The sequence below is a fragment of the Streptomyces sp. 142MFCol3.1 genome, from assembly GCF_000424945.1.
GTDB lineage: Bacteria > Actinomycetota > Actinomycetes > Streptomycetales > Streptomycetaceae > Streptomyces > Streptomyces siamensis.
The window spans coordinates 191,489-214,678 of record NZ_AUKV01000013.1; the positions used below are offsets into that span (position 1 = coordinate 191,489).

The window sequence follows — 23,190 nt, forward strand, 5'->3', positions numbered from 1 at the left end:
TCAGAGCACCTTCTTGTCGGTCGATGCGTCCTTGTCGGCAGTCGAGGCGTCGGTCGATGCGTCGGACGGGGTGGTGCCGGCCGTCGGAACGGCGTCATCGGCTGCGGTGTCCTCGGTCGCCGTGTCGTCGGCCGTGATGTCGTCGGCCGGGGTCCGGGCCACGGTGTCCGCGGGGGCCTCGGCCGGGATGTCGTCGAGCGGCTCCGGGCCGTCGTCGTACGGGCCGTCGTCGTACGGATCGTCCTCCGCCGGTGGCCTGCGCAGCAGTGCGATGGAGCCGGAGGCGGTGATCGCCTTCAGCCTGCCATTGCCCGCGCCGAGCCTGCCGGTGATCTTCTTGGCGCCCCACTGTCCGCTGACCCTGAGGTCCTCGAAGGCGTTGGAGACGGTGCCGCTCGCGGTGTTCGCCTCCACCTCCGCGTCCGCCGGATGCGGGAGGCGGATGGCGATCTCGCCCGAGACGTTCGTCAGCTGGACGTTCGTCGGGGTGCCCGTGGGGTCGAGATCCACGATCATCGAGCCGCTCACCGAGTCGGCGCGCACGGAGGCACCGGAGCCCTCGACCACGGTCAGATCGCCGGAGACGGAATTGAAGCGGAGGTCGCCCGTGACGGCCTGCGCCTCCAGATTCCCGGACACCGTGTCCACGCGCACGGGCCCGGCGACGCGGACGAGGGTCGTGTCGCCGGTGACGCCCTTCACCTCGACGCGCCCGTCCATCCCGGAGACCACGGCGGCCGCGCCCACCACCCCGACCTCGACCCGGGTGTCGCTGGGGACGGCGAGCGAGACCACCACGTCACGACGCCACCCCTGGCGGTCGAGCCACTTGAGGAAGCCCTTCCAGGGAAGGTCCTCGTACGCCACGGTGAGGGTGCCGTCCTGCTGGGTCACCCGGATCGGCGGGCCCTCCAGGTCGGAGACCTCCAGGCGGGCGGAACCCTCGTCGGTGCCCACGACGTTCACCGTTCCGTTGACGATGCGCACGTGCAGTGCCGTCACCGGGTCGTCGAAGGAGAGCTTCTGCGGCTCTGCCACGGACCACTCGGACATGGTGCAGACCTCCTCGACCGGGCCGGACCCCCCACGTGAGCCCGAACGCGACGCGCCATATCGCGTCTTCTGTCATTCACGATATATCGCGGATCGCGAAAGTCAAGACACCCGTTCTGGGGATCAGTGGCAGTTTGAAGTGGGCAGATCGTCCTAAAGTGTGACCATGTCGACTCCGTCCGGAGAGCCCTCGGCCCAAGAACCCGGTGCCCTGCTCCTGTGCCGTGCGCACCCCGCGTCCGTCGGTCCCGCCGCCCGGCTGCTGCACGAGCGGATGCTGCTCGCCGGCGCCGGACCCGAGTGGAGCGTGCTGGTGCCGGAGGGCGGTCCTTGGCGGCACGGAGCCGAACCCGTCGACCGGGTTCTCACCGGGTGGGCCGCGGCCCTGGCCGTCAGCACCCCCTGGCCCGTACTGGCCCTGTGGTGGGACGCCGACCGCAGCGGCTGCGCCCTGGCCTCGGGGTTCCGCCGCCCCGTCGGCTACGGATGGCTGGCGGACGGCACCCCGGTCGGCGAGGACGAGGCGATGCACGCCTTCGCCGCCCGGCTCGGTCTGGATCCGGTGCTCGACGTGCAGGACCTGGAGCGCCTGACGAAACCCGACGCCGGTGCCGACGGGCACGCGCGCGTGCGGGCGCTCCTCGCCGTCCTCACACGCACGGGAATGGTGCTCCCCGCCGGCCTCGGCCCCGGGGTGCCCGCGGACCGGCTCCGTGAGGTGGCCCGCGTCCTGCCCGGTGCCGAGCGGACGGAGCGGGACCGTCGGAGCGCGGCCGTGCGCGCGGAACCCGGCACGGCGGAGGAGGGGGTCCTCGGACCCTGGCTCCGCGGCACGAGGGCACGCGTCCTGGCCTGCGCCGAAGTCGGCGCCGGCCTCCCGCTCACCGCCTGGGGCGTGCGGCGGCGAAGCGCCGGGTGGATCGCCGCGGGAGCGCTCCTGACGATCCATGGCGGTCTCGGCCTGGCCTACGACCGGCTGCGCGCCTTCGACTGACGCGGGACCGCAGGTCCTGGCGCAGGCGCTGCGGCCGGAGCCGCAGGCACGCGATGCCGGCGCTGCGGCGGCGGGTTCTCCGGGGCGCACAGAGGGCTTCGGGCCCGTCGCGGTGCGCTGCGTGATCTCGTCATGGCGGCCACGGTGCGCCTCCAGCGTGTGCGCTCCGGGCAGACCCGGTCGAACCCGGCACGTTCCTCGGAAGTGGCTTCTTCGTCGCTCCGAACCGGGTTCCGGCCTGCGCCCGCGGATCCGCGGGACGGTGCCGGTGCTCTGCCGCCAGGGGGACCGGCTTTCACGACGACCAGAGGGGAGCACCTCGTCGCACACATCGTGCCGGGCGGCCGTGGGACGTGCCGTGACGGAGCCGGCCAGACGCCGTGTGCGGGGATTTCCACCGGTGGGAAGGCCGGCCGGTGACTTTCTGGGCTCACGGCATCGCCCTGCTCTACGACGACCCGTAGCGGCCGCTGCCCGCTACCGGACACCTGCTGGAGGGCCCCGCGCGGCGACGGATGGCCGGGCCGATCGCCCCGGTATGGTCTCGCCCTCGTCCCACGCCGGACGAGGCCTCCGGGCGAAGCGACGAAGCGACGAAGCGGTCTGCGGTCCTTGGGCCGCACCGCCGGTCATGGCCTCGTCCAGGGCCTGACGTCCGCGCTCGGCGCGGCCGTGGTGACCGGCCTCGTCTGGTGGTCTCAGCGGTGAAAGGCGGGGTCCGCCGTCTCTTCGGGCGGCGGGCCCGTTCCCCCAGGCGGCACAGGCGGCCCGCAGGCGCCGTGTCCGGCACTGCCGCCCCCGGCGCGGGTAGCGCCTGGGGAACCTTCCGGCTACTCCTCGTCGTCCTCGTCGTCCAGTCGTGCCAGCCAGGTCGCCAGCCGCTCCACGGGCACCTCGAAGTCCGGGTTGAGGTCGACGAACGTGCGCAGCTGCTCGGCGAGCCACTCGAAGGTGACCTCTTCCTCGCCGCGCCGCTTCTCAAGTTCCTCGATGCCACGGTCGGTGAAGTACATGGATGGTGCTCCGTCGGTGAAAGTGAAGTGCAACGCTGGGAAAAGGATAGGCGGGGCGGGCGGCGCGCGGAGGTCCTCTGTCGTGGGCCCTCCTCTGCGGCTAGCCTGCAAGGTCGGCGGTACCACGGGGGCGTGGGGGAACGGGGGATGCCATGGGTGACGCAGTGACCCGGATCGCACGGATCGAGTTGCCGGACGGGACACCGGTGTGGGCACGGATCTCGGGGGCGGAGGAACTGGAGCTCCCCTCGGGCGAGCTGTCGTTCACGGACACCGGGTTCGGTGAACGGATCGAGGCGCAGGTCGAGAGCCTCCAGTCGGTGATCACGGGAGTCGCGCGTTCGCTGGCCGCGCCGCTGCGCGCCGTGCGGCCGGACGAGGTCAGCGTGGAGTTCGGGATCGAACTGACGGCGAAGGCCGGCAAGGTCGTGGGCCTGCTCGCCGACGGGGAGGCCAAGGCCGGGATCACGGTGACGCTCACGTGGAACGGCGGCCCGCCGGACCTCGACGGCAGCGGGGGCGACCCGGACGCCACGGCTGCCGACGCGAACGCACGGGCGGACGGCACGGCCGGCCCGCACGCGGGCGCGTCCACCGGCGCCCCGGCGCACGGCGGCCCCGGTGACTCCTCCGCCGGGGGCGGGGCATGACGGACGGGCACGCCCCGGGCGCACCGGGCGGCCCCGGGACCGCTCACCGTGCGCTGCGTGATCTCGTCATGGCGGCCACGGTGCGCATCCATCGCGCGGGCTCCGGGTATGCCCTGGACGAACCCGGCACGTTCCTCGGGAGCGGCTTCTTCCTCGCTCCGAACTGGGTTCTGACCTGTGCGCACGTGGCTCGGAGCGGCGAGGGGGGCGAGGTGACGGTGGTCTACGAGACGGGGCCGGGCCGCGGTACGTCCGCCGTGGCGGGCGAGGTCGCCGCGGCCCTCCCGGAGCACGCCGAGCGTCCCGTCCGGGGCACGTGGCCGGCCCCGGACCTCGCGCTCGTCCGGCTGCGCGAGCCCGTGGACCACGACTGCGCCTATGTCACCGAACGACCCGCCGCGTACTACGAGGAGGCGGTCGTCCTCTACTCCGGCTGGTCCGTGGTCGGCGGTGAGCTGCGCCGGCTCAGCGGGACGTGCAAGGTCCAGGGGACGCTCGGCGGCTGGTCGGACGACGAGCAGATCCGGCTGGGCGGGGACGTGCTGCCGCCCGGCGTCTCCGGGGGGCCGGTCGTCGATCTCGCGCGCGGGGAGGTCGTCGGCGTCCTGAAGTCCCAGGCGGACCGCGGCCTCGGCGGCACCTGCACGGGAGTGGAGCAGTTACGGTCCCTGCCCGTACCGGCGGGCGAGGTGCTGGCCGAGCACGACGACGTCTATCAGTCCGTCTTCCACGCCCACGACCGCTACCACCGCGACCGGCAGCGGCACCCCGACACCGCCCGCAGCACCTGGGCCGACGTGCAGAACGAGCTCGGTGCGCGGCCCGGACGGGCGCTCAGCCCGGAGGAGCGGACCCAGCTGCTCGGCAGGCTGGCCGACCTGCCGCCCCCGGTCAGCACCCGCTCCCTGCTCGGTCTGCTCGAATCGCTCCTCGGCGGCAGGGCCGCGATCCCGCATCCGGCGCCGCGCGGCTGGCGCGACGCCTTGGGGGCGCTGTACGAGAGCTCGCGCCAGGACGGCGCCCTGGAACTCGTCCTCGACTACGCGATGCGGGCCATGTCCGCCGAGCGTCCCTTCATCACGCCGGGAACCCAGGCCGCCGAGCGGGCGCTGTGGGAGTGGGTGCGGCAGATCGCGGAGGGCCGCCCGGGTCCGGCGTACCGGCGGCGTCTGGGCCAGCAGTGGATCGAGCGGCTCCAGGTGCCGCGGCACGACCCGTCCGCGGCCGATGCACGGGCGGCGCGCACCGCGGCGCATGCGGCCGATCGTGCGCCCCGCATGTTCGTCCTGCTCGAACTGGAGCAGCTCGGCTGGGAACCAGGCCGCTGCGACTGGCACGTCTCGGTGGGCCACCCGACCGGTGAGGTGGCGCGCCTGCGCGACGGTGAACGGGCCACGCTGGACGACCTGCCCGGTGTCCTCGCCCAGCCGCTCGCGGAGGCGTTCCGCCAGTGCGACGAACCGGGGCGGCCCGCGGACCTCCAGGTCGCGCTGCCCCATCTGCTGCTCGGTCTCGACGTCGACGCCTGGGAGCTCGGGCCGGACGAGCCTCCGCTCGGCGCCCACCGGCCCGTCGTCGTGCGCTGCGCCGACCGCGAACAACTGCCCGATGGAGACGCCCTCTTCGCGGTCGGCGGGAAGGAATTCGCCGCGGACGACGAGCAGGAGGAGCGGGAGGCCAGATGGCGGTGGATCCATGCCTACGGCGCACGGGCCGAAGTCCTCGACTGCGAGGACGGGTTGCGGGTACCCGTGCCGCCCGGGGAGTGGCTGCGCGGGCTGCCGCACAGGACGATCCCGGTGCTGTGCCGCTACGGCGACCACCGCTTCGACGGCGACCCCGGGGCGCTCGTCCGGATCGTGCACGGCGGGTACGGAGTCGCGCTGTGGCGGCGCTGGCGGGGCCAACCCGACGCAGTGTGCGGGGAGTTCCACCGAAGGGCCGGGGACGTCGTGGCCGGCGCGGGCAGCGCGGACCGGCTCCCGGAGCTGGTGCACGCGCTGCGCGCCGGACTGCGGGCGGGCAAGCCGGAGACCTTCTGGGCCGACGGGATCGCCCTGTTCTACGACGATCCGCGCCGGCCTCTGCCGGGGACCGGTGACCTGTTGGAGGCGCCGTGACCGCGACCGCCGAAGGAGCCGGGGCAGGGCCGCACCGAGTCACCCTCGGGAGCCCCTTCCGGGCACTTACGGGGGTCGATACGGTGAAGCACGATCGACGGCTGTCGTGGGGGGTCGAGTGACGACGAGGACTGGGCAATGACCGAATCCAGTGAGTGGCTCATCTACCGAGGCGCCGGCGAACCCCATGACGGCCTGGCCCGTCTCCCCGCACCGCCTCCATGGCGGGACTTCGCGAGCCGGGACACGGCCGGGAGCGACGGCGACGGCTCCGAGGACCGCAGGCTCGGTGCGCACCGCCACCTGGCCGAACTGCACCGGCCCGGGGCCGAGGAACTCGAAATGATCAACGCGGCGCTCTATCTGCGCCGCCCGCTGCTGGTCACCGGCAGCCCCGGGGCGGGCAAGAGCACGCTCGCGCACTCGGTGGCGTACGAACTGGGCCTGGGCAACGTGCTGCGCTGGCCGATCGTCAGCCGGTCCAGCCTCCAGGACGGGCTGTACCACTACGACGCGATCGCCCGGCTCCAGGACGTCCAGATCGCCGCACCGCTGGGCAGCGATCCGGCCGCTCCCGGGGCGCCCGGCTCCGTCGAGGGCATCGGCAGCTACATCCGCCTCGGTCCGCTCGGCACCGCTCTGCTGCCCTCCGACACCCCGCGGGTGCTGCTCATCGACGAGCTCGACAAGAGCGACATCGACCTGCCCAACGACCTTCTGAACGTGCTGGAGGAGGGCGAGTTCGCCATCCCCGAGCTGGAGCGCGTCGCCGACCGGCTGCCCGGCGGGGAGGCCGAGGTGCTCACCGCGGACGGCACCAAGGCGAAGGTGCGCGACGGCCGGGTGCGCTGCCGCGCCTTCCCCTTCGTGGTGCTCACCAGCAATGGCGAGCGCGATTTCCCCGCCCCGCTGATGCGCCGCTGCATTCACCTCGAACTGGGCCGGCCCGACCACAAGCGGCTCGCCACCTTCGTACGCGCGCACCTGGGCGACGAGGCGGCGCGGGCCGGGGACGACCTCATCACCCACTTCCTGGAGCGCTCGCGCAGCGAACTCGTCGCAGCCGACCAGTTGTTGAACGCCATCTACCTCACCGACGCGGCGGCACCGCCCAGTCGTGACCGGCTCGCGGATCTCCTCATCCAGCGACTCGACCGTCCGAGGTGATGCCTGATGCCTGATGCCGCGGCGCGCCACGGGCCCGAACCCGCCGAGCCTGCCGTACCTCCCGGACCCGCCGGTCCGTCCGGGCCCGCCGACTCCGCCGGTCCGTCCGGCTCCGCCGGATCCGCGTCGGGCTCCGGCGGTGATCCGATCGCCGAACTGGTCGCCCGGATGCGGCAGATCGGCCTCGACCCGGATGCCGGACAGCTCTGCGACACGCTGTGGCTCGCCCGCTGGGCGCGTCCCACCGACACCGCCGAACCACCGACGGGCCAAGGCGCGCCCACCGGCACGACGCCGGGCGCGGGGCGCGATCCGGTGCCTGAGCGCGCGGACCCGCGCGATGCCGCCCCGCCCGTGACGGACGACCGGCCCGCGCCACCGCCGCAGGACGAGAGCGCGGACCGCCGCGTCGCCCTCTACCCGGTGCCGCGGGACGGTGCGCCCCGGGGGTACGGACAGGGCCGGGTGACGGTGCTCCCGATCGGGGTCCCGGCGGCCGCCGCGTTCCCCTCCCCGCTCGAACTCCAGCGCGCATTACGCCCCTTGCAGGGGTACCGCACCGCGGCACCACCCCTGCGCACGGTCCTCGACGAGACGGCGACGGCGGAGCTGAGCGCGCGGGCCGGCGGCCTCGTCCTGCCGGTGTTCCGCGGCGTGACCCGGGCCGACGCGGCGCTCCAGCTGGTGATGGACGCCTCCTCGTCGATGCGTGTGTGGGACCGGATGTTCGCCGAACTGGAGCAGGTATTCGGCCAGTTGGGCGCCTTCTGGGACATAGAGGTCAGTCATCTGCATCAGGGGCCGGACGGCGAGCCCGCCGTCAGCCGGAGCGCCGAGCCCGGCGCGGCCCCCCTGCACTCAGCCGACCGGCTCAGCGACCCCACCGGCCGCCGGATCACCCTCCTGGTCAGTGACTGCGCGGGCCCCCTGTGGCACAGCGGGCACGCCCACCGGCTGCTGCACCACCTGTCCCGGCTGGGCCCCGCCGCCGTGCTCCAGCCCCTGCCGCAGCGCATGTGGAACCGCACCCGGCTGCCCGTCTCGTACGGGGACCTGACGCGCGGCGAGGCCCTCGCGGGCGCCGCGACGCTCAGGGTCCGGCTGCCGGCCGGCAGCCCGCCCGAGGCCCGCGCCGGGGCGCTGCCCGTGCCCGTCCTGCCGCCCGAGCCCGCCGCACTCGGTGCCTGGGCCCGCCTGCTGTCCGGGGCCGGCGCGGGACCCGTGGCCGGAGCCGTCGGCTGGGTGCGCCACGACCATCCGCCAGCCCGGGCCGCCCGCCCCGGACGCCGGCTGTCCGCCCTCGAACTGGTCAGCCGGTTCCGCTCGAACGCCTCGAAGGCGGCCGGACGCCTCGCCGGCTATCTGGCCGCGGCGCCGCTCAGCCTGCCGGTGATGCAGCTGGTGCAGCGGACCATGCTGCCCGACTCCGGACCGTCCGAGCTGGCGGAGGTTCTGCTCAGCGGCCTGGTGTCGCGCGCCAAGGCCGAGGAGCACGGCGCGGACGGCACCCAGTGGTACGAGTTCGCGCCCGGCGTGCAGGAGGCGCTGCTGTCGCCGCTGGGCCGCGACGAGGCCATGCTGGTGCTCAAACACTGCTCGGAGTACATCGAGTACCGCTTCGGCAAGGGCGGCCCGAACTTCCCGGCCCTCGCGCTGGCGCAGCTCGGCGACGCCGGCTCCGGGCGGCCCTACGCGCCGGGCACCGGATATCCGGGCGGCCACGGGGACAACGGCGACAACGGCGGCGCCACGCTGGTCCCGCAGCCCTTCGCGGAGGTCGCCGCCCGGGTCCTGGAGCGGTTCATGCCGCTGCCCGAGCAGTTCGCGCTGTACGGCGGCCGGGGGCGCGCGGACCTGACCGACGAGCGGCCCACGCACACGGCCGTGATCCGGGCCCGCACCCTCGTCGAGCAGTTCGACACGGACGGGATGGTGCAGGACCTCATCGACGCGGTGCAGTTCCTGCGCGGTGCCACCGAGCACGAACGGCCCGCCGGCGCCGACCCGGAGCTGTGGGCCGAGTACGCCAACTGCCTGCTGCGGCTGTGGGAGGTGCAGGGCGGCGCCGAGCTGCTGCGCGAGGCGGAGACCGCCGCCGAGCGGGCCGTCGCGCACCCGCGGGCCCTGCGCGAGCGGGCGGTACTGGCGCGGGTGCTGCACGCCGCCGCCACCGACCGCAGACGGCGCGGCGACCGGCGCGGCGCGCTCGACCTGCTGCGCCGCGCCGACCGCGAGTACGCGGTGGCCTGCGCGGCACCCGGTCTGGACGCCGCGGAGGCGCTGCGGCTCACCCTGGAGCGGGTGCGGGCGCTGGAGGCCCAGTGGCGCCTCGGCGGCGACAGCGCGTTGCTCCAGGGCGCCGTCGGGATGCTGGAGGCGTTCGCGGACGCCTGGCCCGACCGGCGCCACCGGCCGCCCGAACTCCCGCTGGCGCACGGCCGTGTGCTGCTGCACCTGTCGCGGGCCACGCCCGACCACGAACAGGCCAGGCTGTACGCGGAACAGGGTGCGCGCTCCCTGCGGGCCGCGCTGGAGTCGGAGCCCGAGGGCGACCGGGCGGCCGGGGCAGAGACCCCGCGCGAACGCGTCCGTGTGCTCCTCGACCTGGTCGACGCGCTCCTGAAGTCGGGCGGCGCGCTGGACGAGGCGCAGGCCCATGTCGACGAGGCACTGGGCCTGACCCGTGAACAGGGGCCGCGCGCACAACTGGCCGTCCGCGCCGGGCGCATCAAGGTCGCGCGCTACGGCGAGTCGGGCGACCCTCGTGAACTCCAGGGCGCCGCGGAGCGGTTCGAGCACGCTGCGCGCGGCGTGCCCCGGGACGCCCCCGCGCACGCGGACGTGCTCGCCGAATGGGGCGAGGCGCTGCTGCGCCGCGCCGTGCTGGACGACGGCGACGGCACCCGGGAGACGCTCTCCCGGGCCATCCGGGTGCTGCGGGACTGCCGGACCGAGACCCCGGCGGGCAGCGCGGAACTGGCGCACCGCCTGCTGCTCCTGGGCCGTGCCCTGATGTTGCGCTACCGGGTCCGCGGCGACCGGGTGGACCTGAGGGAGGCCGAGCACCTCTTCGGGCTCGCGGCCCTGGAGGCCGGCGAACCGCTGACGGCCGCGCGCTGCTGGCTGGAGCTCGGGCAGGCGCAGTTCGAGGCGTACCAGAGCCTCGGCCGGCCGGCGCGGCTCGACGAGGCCATCGACGCCTTCCGCGCGGCGGCGGAGTCGGCGCGTGAGGCCGAGGAGGACGCGGAGACGGACCGGAGGCGCGAGGAGGCCGTGGAGCTGGGTGCGCAGGCGCACCACTGGCGGGGTATGTCCTACGAGGCGGCGGCGCGTCCGCGTGCCGCGCGTGAGGCCTACCGGGCCGCCAGGAGCGAGTGGTCCCGGCTGCCGGACGGCGCCGTGCGCATGGGCGAGCCGACGGCCCGGCAGACGGCTCAGCGACTGGCCGAGCTGGAGTGAGGGAGCGCGTACCGGCGGCCGCCGGGGCGAGTGAGGATGAGGGGGAGGACATGGGTGCACGGGACGAAGCACTGGATTCCGACGTCGCCGCGGAGCGGCTGCCCGGCCTGGCGGACCGGCCGGCTCCGGAGGAACTGCCGGACCTGCTGGAGCTGGACCTCGCCGATCTCAGGACGATCCAGCACCCGGTGCTGGCCGAGGTGCTGACGGAGCTGAGGGACCGGGCCGGGCAGCCGAGCGAGATGCTGTGGGGGTTCAACAACGCGTTCTGACGGGCGAACGAGGCCGGTGAGCCGAGCGAAAAGCGGTCAATCTTCGCTCATTAAGCGTCAGTTCCGGTCGGTTCCGTGGTTGAACCGGACAAGTTCCAACGTGCCGCGTTTGTGTCGGGCCCCTGTCAGGGAATGGCGCCCCGTACGGACCGCCGGGGGATGGCGCTCCGTACGGGCAGGGGCCCGTGGCAAGGACCGTACGGTCGAAGCCGCGGGCCGGACAGCATGGGGGTGCCGGAGTGTCTGACGAGGTGACCTCCGTGATCCCGGCGACACCCACCGATCCTCCGGCCCCCGCCACGTCTCCGCCCCGCACGGGGGCTCCGGTCCTCACCGGTACTCCGACCCCGACCGGTACTCCGAAATTGACGGGTACTCCGGCCCCCGCAGCCGCCACGGCGCAGGAGGCGTCCGCCGGGTCGCCGGCGCGCTCCCCGGTCCCGCGCGGCCGCGTGAGTACTCCTGAACCACCCTTTCCCTTCCGGCAGTTCATCGTGAAGATGCACGGCCGCTGCAACCTCGCCTGCCGCTACTGCTACCTCTACGAAGGCCCCGACCGCGGCTGGCGCACCCGCCCCGCCGCCGCCCCGGCCGCCGTGCTGGAGCGGACCGCGGCCCGCATCGGCGAACACGCCCGCGCCCACCGGGCCACGGCCGTCTCCCTGGTGCTGCACGGCGGCGAGCCGCTGCTCGCGGGCGCGGACACACTCGCACGCTTCACCGGACTCGTGCGGGCCCGTGTCCCCGGCGCCTGTGCCGTCCACGCCACCGTCCAGACGAACGCCACCCTGCTCGACGAGCGGCGGCTCGCCGTCCTCGCCCGGCACGGCATCCGCGTCGGGATCAGCCTGGACGGCGGCCTGCCCGCCCACAACGCGCTGCGCACCGACCGCGCCGGGCGCCCGTCCTGGCCCGCCGCCGCGCGCGGCGCCCGCCTGATCGCCGACCGCCACCCCGAGGCGTACGCCGGCATCCTCACCGTCGTGGACCCCACGACCGACCCGGTCGAGGTCTACGAGTCCCTGCTCGAGCTGCGGCCACCGGCTCTGGACCTGCTGCTGCCGCACGGCAACTGGTCCGCCCCGCCACCGGGCCGGGACGGCACCGGAACCCCCTACGGGAACTGGCTGTGCGCCGTCTTCGACCGCTGGTGGGGAGCCGGACGCCGGGAGACACGGGTACGTCTCTTCGAGGAGTGCGTCGCGCTGCTGCTCGGGCTGCCGGCCGCCACCGAGTCGCTGGGCCTGGCCCCCTTCGACGCCGTGGTGGTGGAGACCGACGGGTCGATCGAGCAGGTCGACTCACTGAAGTCCTGCTACGAAGGAGCGGCCGAGACCGGCCTCGACGTCTTCCGGCACAGCTTCGACGACGCCCTGCGCCACCCCGGTGTCGTGGCCCGGCAGGCCGGCTCCGCCGGGCTCGCCACGAGCTGCCGCGCCTGCCCGCTGCTCTCCGTCTGCGGCGGCGGACACTACGCGCATCGATACCGGGCCGGCCACGGCTTCGCCAACCCCTCCGTCTACTGCGCCGACCTGCAGCGCTTCATCCGCCATGTGGCGGTGAGGCTCGCCGGGGCGGCGCCCGTCCCCGCCTCTCGCGAAGGAGGCATCCCGTGATCCTGCCGGCGGTCCCGGAGCGGGCCCTGACCGAACTCGGCCGCACCGAAGGCGGCCCCGAGACCCTGGGGCTCCTCGTCCGCGACCAGCACACCCGACGGCTGCTGCTGCTGAGGGCGGTGCTCGACGCGGCGGAGGCGGCCGGCCCGGCGGTCTGCTCCGCCGCGGCACGGGCCCGGCTGCGGGACGACTGGGCGCTCCTGGAGGAGGCCGACCGGGTGGAACGGCCGGGCCGGGCGCACCGGGGCCCGGTGCCCTCCGCACGGGCGGCGGGCGGCTGCGCCGGGCTACACGGCGATCGCGGGACGCACGGCGATCGCGGGACGCACGGCGATCGCGGGACGCACGGCGATCGCGGGACGCGCGGCGATCGTGGGACGTACGGCGACCTCGGGACGTGCGGAGACCCTGGGCTGCCCTCGGGCCCCGCACCGCACGCGGACCCCGCGGTGCGTGGCGCCGCCGAGGCGGTCTCCGCCCTCGCCGCCCCGCCGTTGTCCTCCGTCCGAGCCCTCCTGCTGCATCCGTTCGTGGGCCCGTGGGCCCGGCACTGCCTGAGCGGACTGGGTACCCTGCCGGGGCAGCGCACGGAACACGACACGCGTGAACTGGCCTGCGGACTCGCCCACTTCGGTGCACTGTCCGCGGCCGCGGCCACGCGGGCCGGCATCGCCTTCGCGGTACGGCTGACCGCACTCGACGGCGTGCTCACCCTGCCCTCGCTCGGCGCGCTGCGTACGCACACATCGGGGGACACACCGGTGGACGTGGTGCATCGCCGCGGGCGCCTGACGTTCCGCAGGGCCGGTGCGGCGGACGTGATCGTGCACCTCCAGACCGGCGTCGGAGCGTGGTCCGACGCCGCCGCCTGGACCCCGGCGCACGCGCTGCCCGGTCTGCTCCCGGGCTCGGCGCCCGTGCCCCTGGACGACCTCGACCCCTACCGCACCGCACGCGGCGGGCCCCGCCCCCACACGCTCAGCGGCCCGGTGACGCTCGACGACGAGGAACGCAAGCACTGGCTGCACGCCTGGTCGGGTACCGCGCCCGAACTCGGACTCGGCGGCGCGCAGCGGCTCGCGGAGGCCGTGTCCCTGCTGCGCTGCCTGGTCCCGCTGTCCGCGCCGCCCGGCTCGCTGCCCGGCGGACGCCCCGGCGGCAGTTGCAGCGTCACCCGGCGCGAGACCTTCGGCGCCGTGCTCAGCAGCACCCCGGCCGGACCCACCGCGCTGGCCGCCACATTCGTCCACGAGATCCAGCACACCAAACTCGCCGCACTCACGGACATGATGACGCTTCATCACGCAGGAGAGCACGCACGTTACTTCGCGCCGTGGCGACCCGACCCGCGGCCGTACGACGGCCTGTTGCAGGGCACCTACTCCCACCTCGCGCTGGCCGACTTCTTCCAGCGCCGCGCCCTCGCCACCGACCGGCCGGCCGACCGGGACGCCGCCTGGGCCCAGCACGCGCGCTACCAGGAGCAGGTCGGAGCCGCCCTGCCGACGCTCGTCGGGTCGGGCGATCTCACCGAGCCGGGACGCAGGTTCGTGAACCAGATGGTCCGGGTGTACGAACGACTGGCCGAGCGCCCGGCACCGCGGGGCCAGGCCGCACGGGCGGCGGCGTACGTCCGGGCGGCGCGCGCCCTGTGGACGCAGCGCCATGCACCCGCCGAATAATCCCGGATGCCAGCCGTTTCAAGATCCTTGCGCGAAGATCGTCGCGTTTGAGGAAACGAACCACGGCAGCAGCTACTGGTGGCAGGCCACTGGTTGTTGCCGGGCTCAGGTTCTAAAATCACGCGGGGAGGCCGCTGCATGTCTGGAGCTCGTACGCCGGTCGGGCCAACCGAGAGGGGGGCCGCGAAGCAGACCGTCACGATCAGCTTCGCCGGGTTCAACCGGGCCTGGGCGGCCTGGATCGGGGACCGCCTGGAGCGGCGCGGCCATCGCGTCGTGTACCAGCGCTGGGACTCCCCGGCCGAGGTCGCGCTCGTTGACCTGCTCCGCGACCTGACGCTGGCCCAGGGCCGCATCCTCGTCATCGTCAGCGAGTGGTACTTCCAGCTCGGCCCGCGCACCCACGAGGAGTGGAACACCGCCCTGCGCGAGGTCGTCGCCCCCGACCCGGCCCGGTTCGCAGCCGTCTCCGTCACCAACAGCACCCTGCCGGCCGCCGCCGCCGTCCTCGGCGCGGTCGAGCTGAACAACATGGGTGCCGACGAGGCCGAGCGGCGCGTCCTGGACCGTCTCGACCTGCCCGCCGACCCGCTCCCGGTCCCCGCCGACGGCGCCCGCCAGGGCCCCCGTTTTCCCGCGGCCATGCCCGAGGTGTGGGGCGGAGTACCGCGCCGCAACACCCGCTTCACCGGCCGTGAGCCGCTCCTGAACGACGCCTACCACCTGCTCCAGGGCGCCGAGCCGGGCGCGGGCGTGGTCACCCTGCACGGCATGTCAGGTGTGGGCAAGACACAGCTGGCGGCCGAGTACGTCTACCGATTCGGCTCCGAGTACGACGTCGTGTGGTGGGTCAACGCCGAGAAACGCGTCACCTACCGGCGCCGACTGGCCGAACTGGCACCGCAGTTGGGGCTGAACACCGGCGCCGAGTACGGCGAGCGGCTGCGCGCCGTGAGGGACTCGCTGCGCCGCGGCGACCCGTACGCGCGCTGGCTGCTCATCCTGGACGGCGCGGACGAACCGGACCAGATCTGGGATCTGGTGCCCAACGGTCCCGGACACGTCCTGATCACCTCGCGCAACCCCGAGTGGAGCGAGCACAACAGCCGACTGCTGGAGGTCCCGGTCTACGACCGCGACGAGTCGGTCGCCTTCATCCGCCGACGCGCCCCGCGGCTCTCCGAGGCCGAGGCCGACCAGCTCGCCGAGGCGCTGGAGGACCTGCCCCTCCTGCTCGACCAGACCGCCGGCTGGCTGAACGACTCGGCCCTCTCCGTCGAGGAGTACATCGGCCTCCTCGAAGGCGGCATCGACCAGGACGTCGTCAAGATCTCGACCGACTTCCCGGTCGCCTTCCAGACCGCCTGGTCGATACTGCTGAACAAGCTCCGCGACACCGTCCCGGAGTCAGTGGACCTGCTGCGCCTGTGCACCTTCTTCGCCCCCGGATTCATCCCCGTGCGCCTGCTGAAGGAGATGCCGCACGACGAGCTCCCCGAACAGATCGCCGGCCTCCTCAACGACCCGCTCCTGTGGAACAAGGCGATCAACCAGCTCCGCCAGTACTCCGTCGTCCGCCTGGAGTCCCACGAGTCCGCCGGCGACGAGACCTCCTCCTCCGGCGAGTCCCTCTACCTGCACCGCATGGTCCACCAGATCGTCCACAAGGACATGCCCGACGAGGACCGCGCCGAGTTCATCGAGGTGGTGCGGCGGGCCCTGGCCGCCGCCGACCCCCGTCGGCCCACCGACACCCGGCTGTGGCCCGGCTACGCGGAGATCGTCCCGCACCTGAAGTACGCGGACGTCCTGCAGAGCAAGGACCCGGCGGTGCAGTCGCTGGTCTTCAACTGCCTGCGCTACATGTACATCTCGGGCGAGTACCGCGCGGGCATCAAGCTCGGCGAACGTGCCCTGAAGGCCTGGCGCGGACTGCTCGGCGAGAACCACCCGAGGATCTGGGAGCTGACCCACCACTACGCGAACCTGCTCCGCGCGGTCGGCGACTACCAGCGCACCGAGGCCATCGAGCGTGCCGCCGTCGACCATCTGCGGGAACAGCGCGGCGAGCAGGACCTCGACCACTCCCGCGCCGTCAGCGGCCTCGCCGCCGACCTGCGCGGCCTCGCCCGGTACGACGAGGCCCTGACGCTCTCCCAGCGGCTCCTGGTGACCTACCGGGACCTCCTCGGCGAACAGGACTCCCGCACCCTCGGCGCCCAGAACAACCTCGCGGTCTCGCTGCGCCTGCTCGGCCGGTACCAGGAGGCCCTCGACACCGACCGGCGGACGCTGGAGGCACGCAGACTGCTGCTGCGCGCCCGCCACCCCTGGACGCTCAACTCGGAGAACTCGTACGCCACCGACCTGCGCCTGCTCGGCCGCTACGCCGAGGCCGCGTCGATCCAGACCAAGAACATGCGGGAGAACCGCATCGTCATGGGCGCCGACCGACCGCAGACCCTGGACGCCGAGCACAACCTCGCCCTGTGCCACTACCGCAGCGGCGACCGCGCCACCGCCGGACCCATGCTCAGCCGCGTCCTGGAGCGCTGCGAGCGCGTCCTGGGCGAGACCGACCCGCAGACACTGCGTTTCGCGACCACCACCAGCTGCTTCGCCCGCGAGCACGGCGACATCGACCAGGCCCGGGAGCTCGGCGAGTCCGTCGTCGCCCGCTACGAGGTGATGCTCGCCGAGGGCCACCCCTACATCGCCGGGGTGCGCGCCAACCACGCCCTGGTGCTGCGCAGTGTCGGCGAGCGGGACCACGCCCACGTCCTCATCGAACAATCGCTGGCCGACATGGCCGCCGCGGTGGGGGAGGCCCACCCCTGGACGCTGGGGTGCGCCATCAACGCCGCCGCCCTGCGCAACCTCGTGGGCGACCCCGAGGGGGCCGCCGCGCTCAGCCAGGCCGCGGTCACCCAGGCCGGCGAGACCCTCGGCCGCACCCACCCCCTGACGCTGTCCGCGCGCATCGCCCTCGCCGCCGACCTGCGGGCACTCAGGGAGCGTCAGCAGGCCGAGAAGATCGAGCAGGAAGCCCTCGCCGACCTGGCCGCCACCCTCGGCGACCAGCACGTCCACACCATCTCGGCGCGCTCCCGCACCCGGCCCTACTGGGACTTCGAACCCCAGTCGACCTGAGCGTCACCGCACGCGTGCCGAAGGCCCGTACCCCTGGTGAAAGGGGTGCGGGCCTTTGTGGTGCGCGTCGTCGAATACCAGGTCGACTCCCAGAAGTGTGGGGCAAGCACTTTCAAGTTGTCGCGGACCGGACGCCTTCGGAAGTTCACTGCTGAACGGGAGAAAACCGCAGTGCCGAAGGGAGAAGCTGTGCCGCACGAAGATGAGCCGGCCAAGCGGAATGTGGCGCTGGTCGAGCGGATGTATGAGCTCTTCAACACCGGAGACCTGAGCCTCCTGAAGGAAGAAGTCTTCGCGGCGGACCTCGTATGGACGCTGCCCGGACGCAATCCGGTCGGTGGGGTCAAGAACGGACCGGACGAGGTCATCGCCTTCTTCGGCGGTCTCGTCAATTCGGGAATCAAGGTCGACATCGTTCAGATCGACGCCTGGGGCGACGACACCGTGGTCGAGGTGCACCGCGGATACGGCGAATCCCGGGGTGCCGAGCTGGACGCGCTGAACTGCACGCACTACCGCATTCGCGACGGGCGCATCGCGGAGGTCCAGGTCTACATGAGCGACCAGTACGCGGCCGACAACTTCTTCTGGGCCGCTTACGACTTGGCCCCCATTCCGGACAGGTGGGCCAAGTAGCAGGCCCGCACCCTTAGGTCGGAACCCAGACAGGAGACACACATGCCCATCATCGAGCTCACCCTGGTCGAGGGATTCGCCGACGACGACCAGAAGTCGGATGTCATCACCCGGCTCGCGAACGTGGTCGTCGACGTCTTCGGCGAGATCACCAAGCCGAACATCTTCTCCCTCATCCGGGAAGTGAAGCCCGGCTCCTGGTCCATCGGCGGTGTCGTCGCGGACGCGGAGATGGTGGCCGGCGGCAAGGCCATCTCCAACGAGCAGATCGCCCACCGTCTCGACGAGGCGCGCGTGGTCGCCGCCTACGCGGCGCTGGCGAGCGGCGACCGTGCCGAGATCGACAAGTACTGGGATGCCGACATGACGTGGCTGGTTCCCGGTGAGGCGCCGGTCTCGGGCCTCAAGCAGGGCCTCGACAACTTCCTCTCCTTCATGGGCGAGGTGGGCGCGCTCGCCGACAACTCCTTCGTCATGGAGCGTTCGGCCACCCTCGTGCTCGGCGACACCAGCGTCGACCTGACGCACAACACCGCCACGCGCGCCGGTGACACGTCCCGCAAGCTCGACATCGACGTGGTGCACGTCATGCGCTGGCGCGACGGCAAGATCGTCGAGGGTCGCGGCGCGATCTTCGGCAGCGGCACCACCGAATACAACGAGTTCTTCGCCTGAGCTGCCCGGCCGCGGCCCGCGACGCGGGCGGCGCCGGACGACGGTGGGCCGGGAGGCGGACACCTCCCGGCCCACCGTCGCGTCGTGCGCCGGCTCCGTGTGCGGTCCCGGGTGTTCAGCGAGCGCGCGGGACGACCCGGTGCCCCACCGACCCGTAGACCCACTGGGCCGTCTGCTCGATGAAGTCGAGCGGGAACCCGCGACTGAACTCGGTCGGCGCCTCCAGCCTGGTCAGCTGCTCCGCGGAGAGCGACAGGCCGGCGGCGCCCAGGTTGTCGGTGAGCTGGTCGAGCGTACGGACGCCCACGATCGGGTGCACCGACCTGTACCGCGCCCGCGTCCAGGCGATCGCCACCTGGGAGGGCGTGGCGTCCAGTTCGTCCGCGACCTCGGCCACGGCCTCCGCGACGGCACGGTCGCGCGGACTCATGTCCTGCGCCGACATGCGGGTCGGACCGGTCGGCCTGCGGTCGGGCCGGGTGTACTTGCCGGAGAGGGCGCCGCTGGCCAGTGGACCCCAGCCCGCGACGGACAGCCCGGTCGCCTCCGCCATCGGCAGCACCTCGCGCTCGACATCCCGGTTGAGCAGGTTGTACGGCACCTGGACCGCCGAGAACGGGGTCCAGCTGTGCTGCTCCGCCAGTGTGTTGGCCCGCGCCACCACCCAGGCGGGGGTGTCGGAGATGCCGAGGTAGAGGACCTTCCCCGAGCGCACCACGTCGTCGAGGGCGCGCATCGTCTCCTCGATCGGTGTGTTCGGGTCCCAGATGTGCACCCAGTAGAGGTCGATGTAGTCCGTCCGCAGCCGGCGGAGGCTGGTTTCGAGGGACAGCCTCAGGTTCTTCCGGTGATTACCGGAGGCGTTGGGGTCCGAGGCGTCGCGGTAGAGCGTGTACTTGGTGGACAGAACGAATCGGTCCCGGTCCTTCTTCAGTAATTCCCCGAGAATTTCCTCGCTTTCCCCTTCGCCATAGTTCACCGCGGTGTCGATGACATTTCCGCCGGCCTGCGCATAGGCTTCGACGATACGTTCGTATCCCTTGTGCGCATTACCGTCGCGGTCCCGTCCGTGGAACGTCATGGCGCCGAGGAACAGTTCAGACACCCGTAGCCCCGTCTGCCCCAGCAGTTGATAGAGCATGTCTGTCCTCCCGTGTAGAACTCGGCCGCATGCTAGACGCCTGAGCTGCCGTGACACGCGTAGCACCGCGCGAGGCGACCGCACTGCGTCAGGTCGCGGCGCCCGACGGTCCCCGCGCGGCGCACCAGCGCCGGCGGTGCCCCGCGGCCCGTGGAGGGCGTCATCACGAAGCACCGGCGGCGACTTGACACAGTTCCCGCACGGCGGCCACGGCCGCGGGCGGGCCCGCATTTCCGGTGCTAGCAATAAGAGCGGGCGATATCGCCTTCGTATGCCGGACAACCGGAAGGATGCATCGCATGCGCATCGGCGTATTGGGCACCGGAATGGTCGGAAAGGCCATAGCTTCTCGCCTTGTGGAAGTCGGACATGAAGTGCGTCTGGGGTCGCGGACCTCGGACAACGAGAATCTGCTGAATTGGGTCGAGGAGAACGGCGAGTCGGCCAGTGGCGGTACGTTCGCCGACGCCGCCGCCTTCGGCTCCGTCGTCGTGAACGCCACCCGGGGCATCATCTCGCTCGACGTGCTGGAGGCGGCAGGCGAGGAGAACCTCGCCGGCAAGACCGTCATGGATGTGGCGAACCCGCTGGTCATCACCAGCGAGGTGGAGCCGCCCTCGCTCGGCATTCTCAACGACGACAGCCTCGGCGAGCGCATCCAGCGCCGTTTCCCGACGGCGCGGGTGGTGAAGACGCTCAACACCATGAACTGCGACATCATGGTGAATCCGAAGGTGCTGTCCGGACACCACAACGTCTTCGTGAGCGGCAACGACAAGGCCGCCAAGGACGAAGTCGCCTCCCTGCTCGGCCAGTTCGGCTGGGGCGAGGACACCATTTTCGACCTGGGTGACATCACGACGGCCCGGGGTCCCGAGATGTTCGTGGCTCTCTATTCCCGGATGTTCCTGAAGATCCGGCACCTGCACTTCAACATCTCGGTCGTCTGGGACCCGAACGTGGAGCCGTTGCTGCCCGAAGGGGTGTGACGGAAGGCGGCTCGGTCCCCACGGGGCAGAGTTCAGAATTCGAGGAGCGTATGACAGCCGTGAAATCGGTAATCGACCGGCGCTGGGGTGTCTTCACCCTGCTGGCCATAGCGCAGTTCGTGGTAATCCTGGACATCAGCGTCGTCAACATCGCACTGCCGTCGATGCAAGCCCCGCTGGGGTTCACCCAGGACGGTCTGCAGTGGGTTGTCGACGCCTACATGCTGACATTCGGCGGCTTCCTGCTCCTGGGCGGGCGTGCGGCCGACCTGTTCGGCCGCAAGCGGGTCTTCCTGCTCGGCCTGACCCTGTTCGGCCTCGCCTCCTTCGCCTGCGGCTTCGCCGACACGAGCGGACAGCTGGTGGCGGCGCGTGCGGCACAGGGTCTGGGCGGTGCGCTGATGTCGCCCGCGGCCCTCTCCCTGGTCGTCGTGACCTTCCCGGAGGAGCGTGAGCGCAACCGGGCGATGGCCCTGTGGGGCGCCGTCGCCGCCGCCGGTGGCGCGGCCGGCGTGGTGCTCGGCGGTGTGCTGACCGACGCCTTCGGCTGGGAGTGGGTCTTCTGGATCAACGTGCCCCTGACGCTGGGCGGCGCGCTGGTCGGCGTACGTCTGCTCACCGAGGCCGAACGCAGCGGCAACGCACGCCACTTCGACCTGCTCGGCGCGATCAGTGTGACGGCCGGTCTGTCCGCGCTGATCTACGGGTTCGTGCGGATCGGTGAGCACGGCTGGGACGCGCGCGCGGGCGTGGCGCTGGCCGCCGCGGCGGTCCTGCTCGCCGTCTTCTTGGTCACCGAGCTCAACGTGCCCGAGCCCGTGGTCGACTTCAGCATCTTCCGGGTGCGTGGGCTCAGCGCCGCGAACGTCATCATGCTGATGTTCTCGGCCGGCGCCGTGGCCATGACCTTCTTCGTCACCATCTACGTCCAACGAGTCCTGGACTACGGTCCGATCGCGGCCGGGCTGTGCTTCCTGCCGATCGCGGTGGGCCAGGTGATCACCTCCCAGGTGGTCGTCGGCCGGCTCATGGGCAAGCTGCACATCTTCACCATCCTCGTCATCGGGCTCGGCCTGACCGCCGTGTCCTTCCTGTGGTTCGCCCAGCTGTCGACGGACGGCTCCTTCCTCCGGAGCATCCTCGGCCCCGGGCTCCTGCTCGCGGTCGGCAGCGGGTTCGCCTTCACGGCGCTCGTGGTGTCCTCCGTGTCGGGTGTCGACCCGGAGCGCTCCGGCATCGCCGGCGGCATGATCAACATGTCCCAGCAGATCGGTGGCGCCCTGGGGCTCGCCATCCTCGCCTCCGTGGCGAACTGGCGGAGCGACCGGATCGCGGACGGACCCGTGGACGACTCCGCGCTCACCGCCGGGTTCCGGCTCGGCTTCCTCGTGGCAGCAGCGATGATCATCGTGGGTGCGCTGATCGGCTGGCTGGCGACACGTACGCGGCCTGCCGCGCAGAGTGCGCCCGCCGCGCGGGTCATCGAGACCGCGGTCGACGAGCAGCACGCCTCGGGGGCCGCCTCCTAGCGAGTCGCGGGCCCACGTCACACCGAACGTGGCCGCCCCCTGCCCCCGCCGTCATCTCCTCCCCCCGACGGCGGGGGCCTTCGCATGTGCCGGCCCACTTGGGTACGGCCGTTCTTCGCCCCCTACGCCCCTGCCCGTCCCGTACCCGGGGCCTCCGGCCCCGGACCCCGCTCCTCAAGCGCCGGAGGGGCTGTTTCAGCCCGTCCGGTGCTTGAGGACGAGGCCGTTCGGGCCGATCCGGGGGTCTGGGGGCGGAGCCCCCGGAGGGCGCGCACACGTGTGCACCGGGCGGCGTGATTCCGGTGCCGCCCGGTGCGGTGGGGGTCCTGCGGTGGTGTGGGCCCTCAGGCGTTCGCGCCCAGTGCGCTCACCACGTACTCCAGGGCGCCCATGGCCTTGGCGGTGCCGAGGCCGTCCATGTAGTCGCGGGCGTGGACGATCCGGCCGTCCCGGACCCGCAGGACCAGGATGCTGGGGACGAGGAAGGACTCGCCCGTCGGCGAGATCGTCCCCTCGAAGAAGCGCTCCGCGATGACGAGTTCGCGGTCCTTGCCCTCGTGGACGGCGACCTCGACGACCTTCTCCGTCCGTGCCGGGCTCTGCTCCCAGGCGGCCCGATAGCCGGCCCGGACCTCTTCGCGGCCGTGGTAGTCGGTGACTCCGGGGAACAGGAACGGGAACTCGTGGACGGCGTCGACCGCGTACAGCTCGGCGACGGCGTCCGCGTCCGCCGCGACGATCGCTCGGTGGTAGGCCTCCAGGACCTCGCGGGGGCTCAGGTCCGTGCTCGGGGTGTCGGGCATGGCTGGGGATCCTTTCGGTCGGCGCACGGTTCGGTCGGCGCACGGACGTTCCTCGTCCGTCGGCGCACAGCCGGTTCTCATCCTTGGCCCCGGGGACCGGCGCGACCGGGCTCCCGCGCGACAGCGGGGGTACATCGCCAAGTCGGGGCGGAGACAGGCTGATCTCGGCTCGGGGGCCGCCCGGAGACCGCACGGCACACACCGCCGGGACCCGGTCCCGACCCGCACGGAAAGCCGCTCC

At 72.6% G+C, this 23,190-nt stretch carries 17 protein-coding genes; 13 read left to right on the plus strand and 4 right to left on the minus strand.

Annotated elements, in window-relative coordinates; genetic code table 11:
- Entirely contained in the window at positions 1–1,053 is a 1,053-nt protein-coding gene (locus tag H305_RS0120925) for a DUF4097 family beta strand repeat-containing protein (RefSeq protein ID WP_028802102.1), read from the minus strand.
- A 166-nt stretch (positions 1,054–1,219) separates the two neighbouring features.
- On the opposite strand from H305_RS0120925, the gene H305_RS0120930 reads away from it, so the two are divergent.
- On the plus strand, positions 1,220–2,047 hold the full coding sequence (locus H305_RS0120930) for a hypothetical protein (RefSeq protein ID WP_028802103.1): 828 nt from the start codon (positions 1,220–1,222) through the stop codon (positions 2,045–2,047).
- 830 nt (positions 2,048–2,877) lie between these two features.
- On the opposite strand, the gene H305_RS0120935 is transcribed toward H305_RS0120930, so the two are convergent.
- Complete coding sequence (locus H305_RS0120935; RefSeq protein WP_005312030.1) at positions 2,878–3,060, minus strand: DUF6104 family protein; 183 nt, start codon at positions 3,058–3,060, stop codon at positions 2,878–2,880.
- A 152-nt stretch (positions 3,061–3,212) separates the two neighbouring features.
- Here H305_RS0120935 and H305_RS0120940 point away from each other — a divergent pair, with 152 nt between their 5' ends.
- The 10 genes from H305_RS0120940 (at position 3,213) to H305_RS49480 (ending at position 18,487) form a co-directional block, all read left to right on the plus strand.
- Positions 3,213–3,710: a CU044_2847 family protein gene (locus H305_RS0120940; RefSeq protein ID WP_028802104.1), complete on the plus strand. Its 498-nt coding sequence runs from the start codon at positions 3,213–3,215 to the stop codon at positions 3,708–3,710.
- Positions 3,707–5,830 (plus strand): trypsin-like peptidase domain-containing protein, encoded by a 2,124-nt coding sequence (locus H305_RS0120945; RefSeq protein ID WP_028802105.1) that lies wholly within the window; start codon positions 3,707–3,709, stop codon positions 5,828–5,830. The genes H305_RS0120940 and H305_RS0120945 overlap by 4 nt, the downstream gene beginning before the upstream one ends.
- A 138-nt stretch (positions 5,831–5,968) precedes the next feature.
- Positions 5,969–6,997, plus strand: a complete 1,029-nt coding sequence (locus H305_RS0120950; protein ID WP_028802106.1) for an AAA family ATPase — start codon at positions 5,969–5,971, stop codon at positions 6,995–6,997.
- 6 nt (positions 6,998–7,003) lie between these two features.
- Positions 7,004–10,456: an SAV_2336 N-terminal domain-related protein gene (locus tag H305_RS0120955; protein ID WP_028802107.1), complete on the plus strand. Its 3,453-nt coding sequence runs from the start codon at positions 7,004–7,006 to the stop codon at positions 10,454–10,456.
- Positions 10,457–10,506: 50 nt separating this feature from the next.
- On the plus strand, positions 10,507–10,728 hold the full coding sequence (gene fxsA, locus H305_RS46640; protein WP_037764743.1) for an FxSxx-COOH cyclophane-containing RiPP peptide: 222 nt from the start codon (positions 10,507–10,509) through the stop codon (positions 10,726–10,728).
- A 452-nt stretch (positions 10,729–11,180) separates the two neighbouring features.
- The gene (locus H305_RS46645; protein WP_037764746.1) at positions 11,181–12,344 is read left to right on the plus strand and encodes an FxsB family cyclophane-forming radical SAM/SPASM peptide maturase; all 1,164 of its coding nucleotides are present in this window, start codon (positions 11,181–11,183) and stop codon (positions 12,342–12,344) included.
- The gene (locus H305_RS0120970; protein ID WP_420708106.1) at positions 12,341–14,026 is read left to right on the plus strand and encodes an aKG-HExxH-type peptide beta-hydroxylase; all 1,686 of its coding nucleotides are present in this window, start codon (positions 12,341–12,343) and stop codon (positions 14,024–14,026) included. The genes H305_RS46645 and H305_RS0120970 overlap by 4 nt, the downstream gene beginning before the upstream one ends.
- 138 nt (positions 14,027–14,164) lie before the next feature.
- Complete coding sequence (fxsT, locus tag H305_RS0120975; protein ID WP_028802109.1) at positions 14,165–17,176, plus strand: FxSxx-COOH system tetratricopeptide repeat protein; 3,012 nt, start codon at positions 14,165–14,167, stop codon at positions 17,174–17,176.
- A 189-nt stretch (positions 17,177–17,365) separates the two neighbouring features.
- Positions 17,366–17,812 (plus strand): nuclear transport factor 2 family protein, encoded by a 447-nt coding sequence (locus H305_RS46650; protein WP_051370787.1) that lies wholly within the window; start codon positions 17,366–17,368, stop codon positions 17,810–17,812.
- 42 nt (positions 17,813–17,854) lie between these two features.
- Positions 17,855–18,487 carry a nuclear transport factor 2 family protein gene (locus tag H305_RS49480; RefSeq protein ID WP_051370789.1) on the plus strand — a complete coding sequence of 211 codons (633 nt, stop codon included), beginning with the start codon at positions 17,855–17,857 and terminating at the stop codon, positions 18,485–18,487.
- A gap of 115 nt (positions 18,488–18,602) precedes the next feature.
- Here the strand turns inward: H305_RS49480 and H305_RS0120990 are convergent, their stop codons facing one another.
- The gene (locus H305_RS0120990) at positions 18,603–19,628 is read right to left on the minus strand and encodes an aldo/keto reductase (protein ID WP_028802111.1); all 1,026 of its coding nucleotides are present in this window, start codon (positions 19,626–19,628) and stop codon (positions 18,603–18,605) included.
- 299 nt (positions 19,629–19,927) lie between these two features.
- Between H305_RS0120990 and H305_RS46655 the strand changes: the two genes are divergently transcribed.
- Positions 19,928–20,617, plus strand: a complete 690-nt coding sequence (locus H305_RS46655; RefSeq protein WP_051370791.1) for an NADPH-dependent F420 reductase — start codon at positions 19,928–19,930, stop codon at positions 20,615–20,617.
- A gap of 59 nt (positions 20,618–20,676) precedes the next feature.
- The gene (locus tag H305_RS46660; RefSeq protein WP_158690558.1) at positions 20,677–22,146 is read left to right on the plus strand and encodes an MFS transporter; all 1,470 of its coding nucleotides are present in this window, start codon (positions 20,677–20,679) and stop codon (positions 22,144–22,146) included.
- 344 nt (positions 22,147–22,490) lie between these two features.
- Here H305_RS46660 and H305_RS0121005 read toward each other — a convergent pair whose 3' ends face one another.
- Entirely contained in the window at positions 22,491–22,949 is a 459-nt protein-coding gene (locus H305_RS0121005) for a nuclear transport factor 2 family protein (protein ID WP_028802112.1), read from the minus strand.
- Between the last annotated feature and the right edge of the window lie 241 nt (positions 22,950–23,190).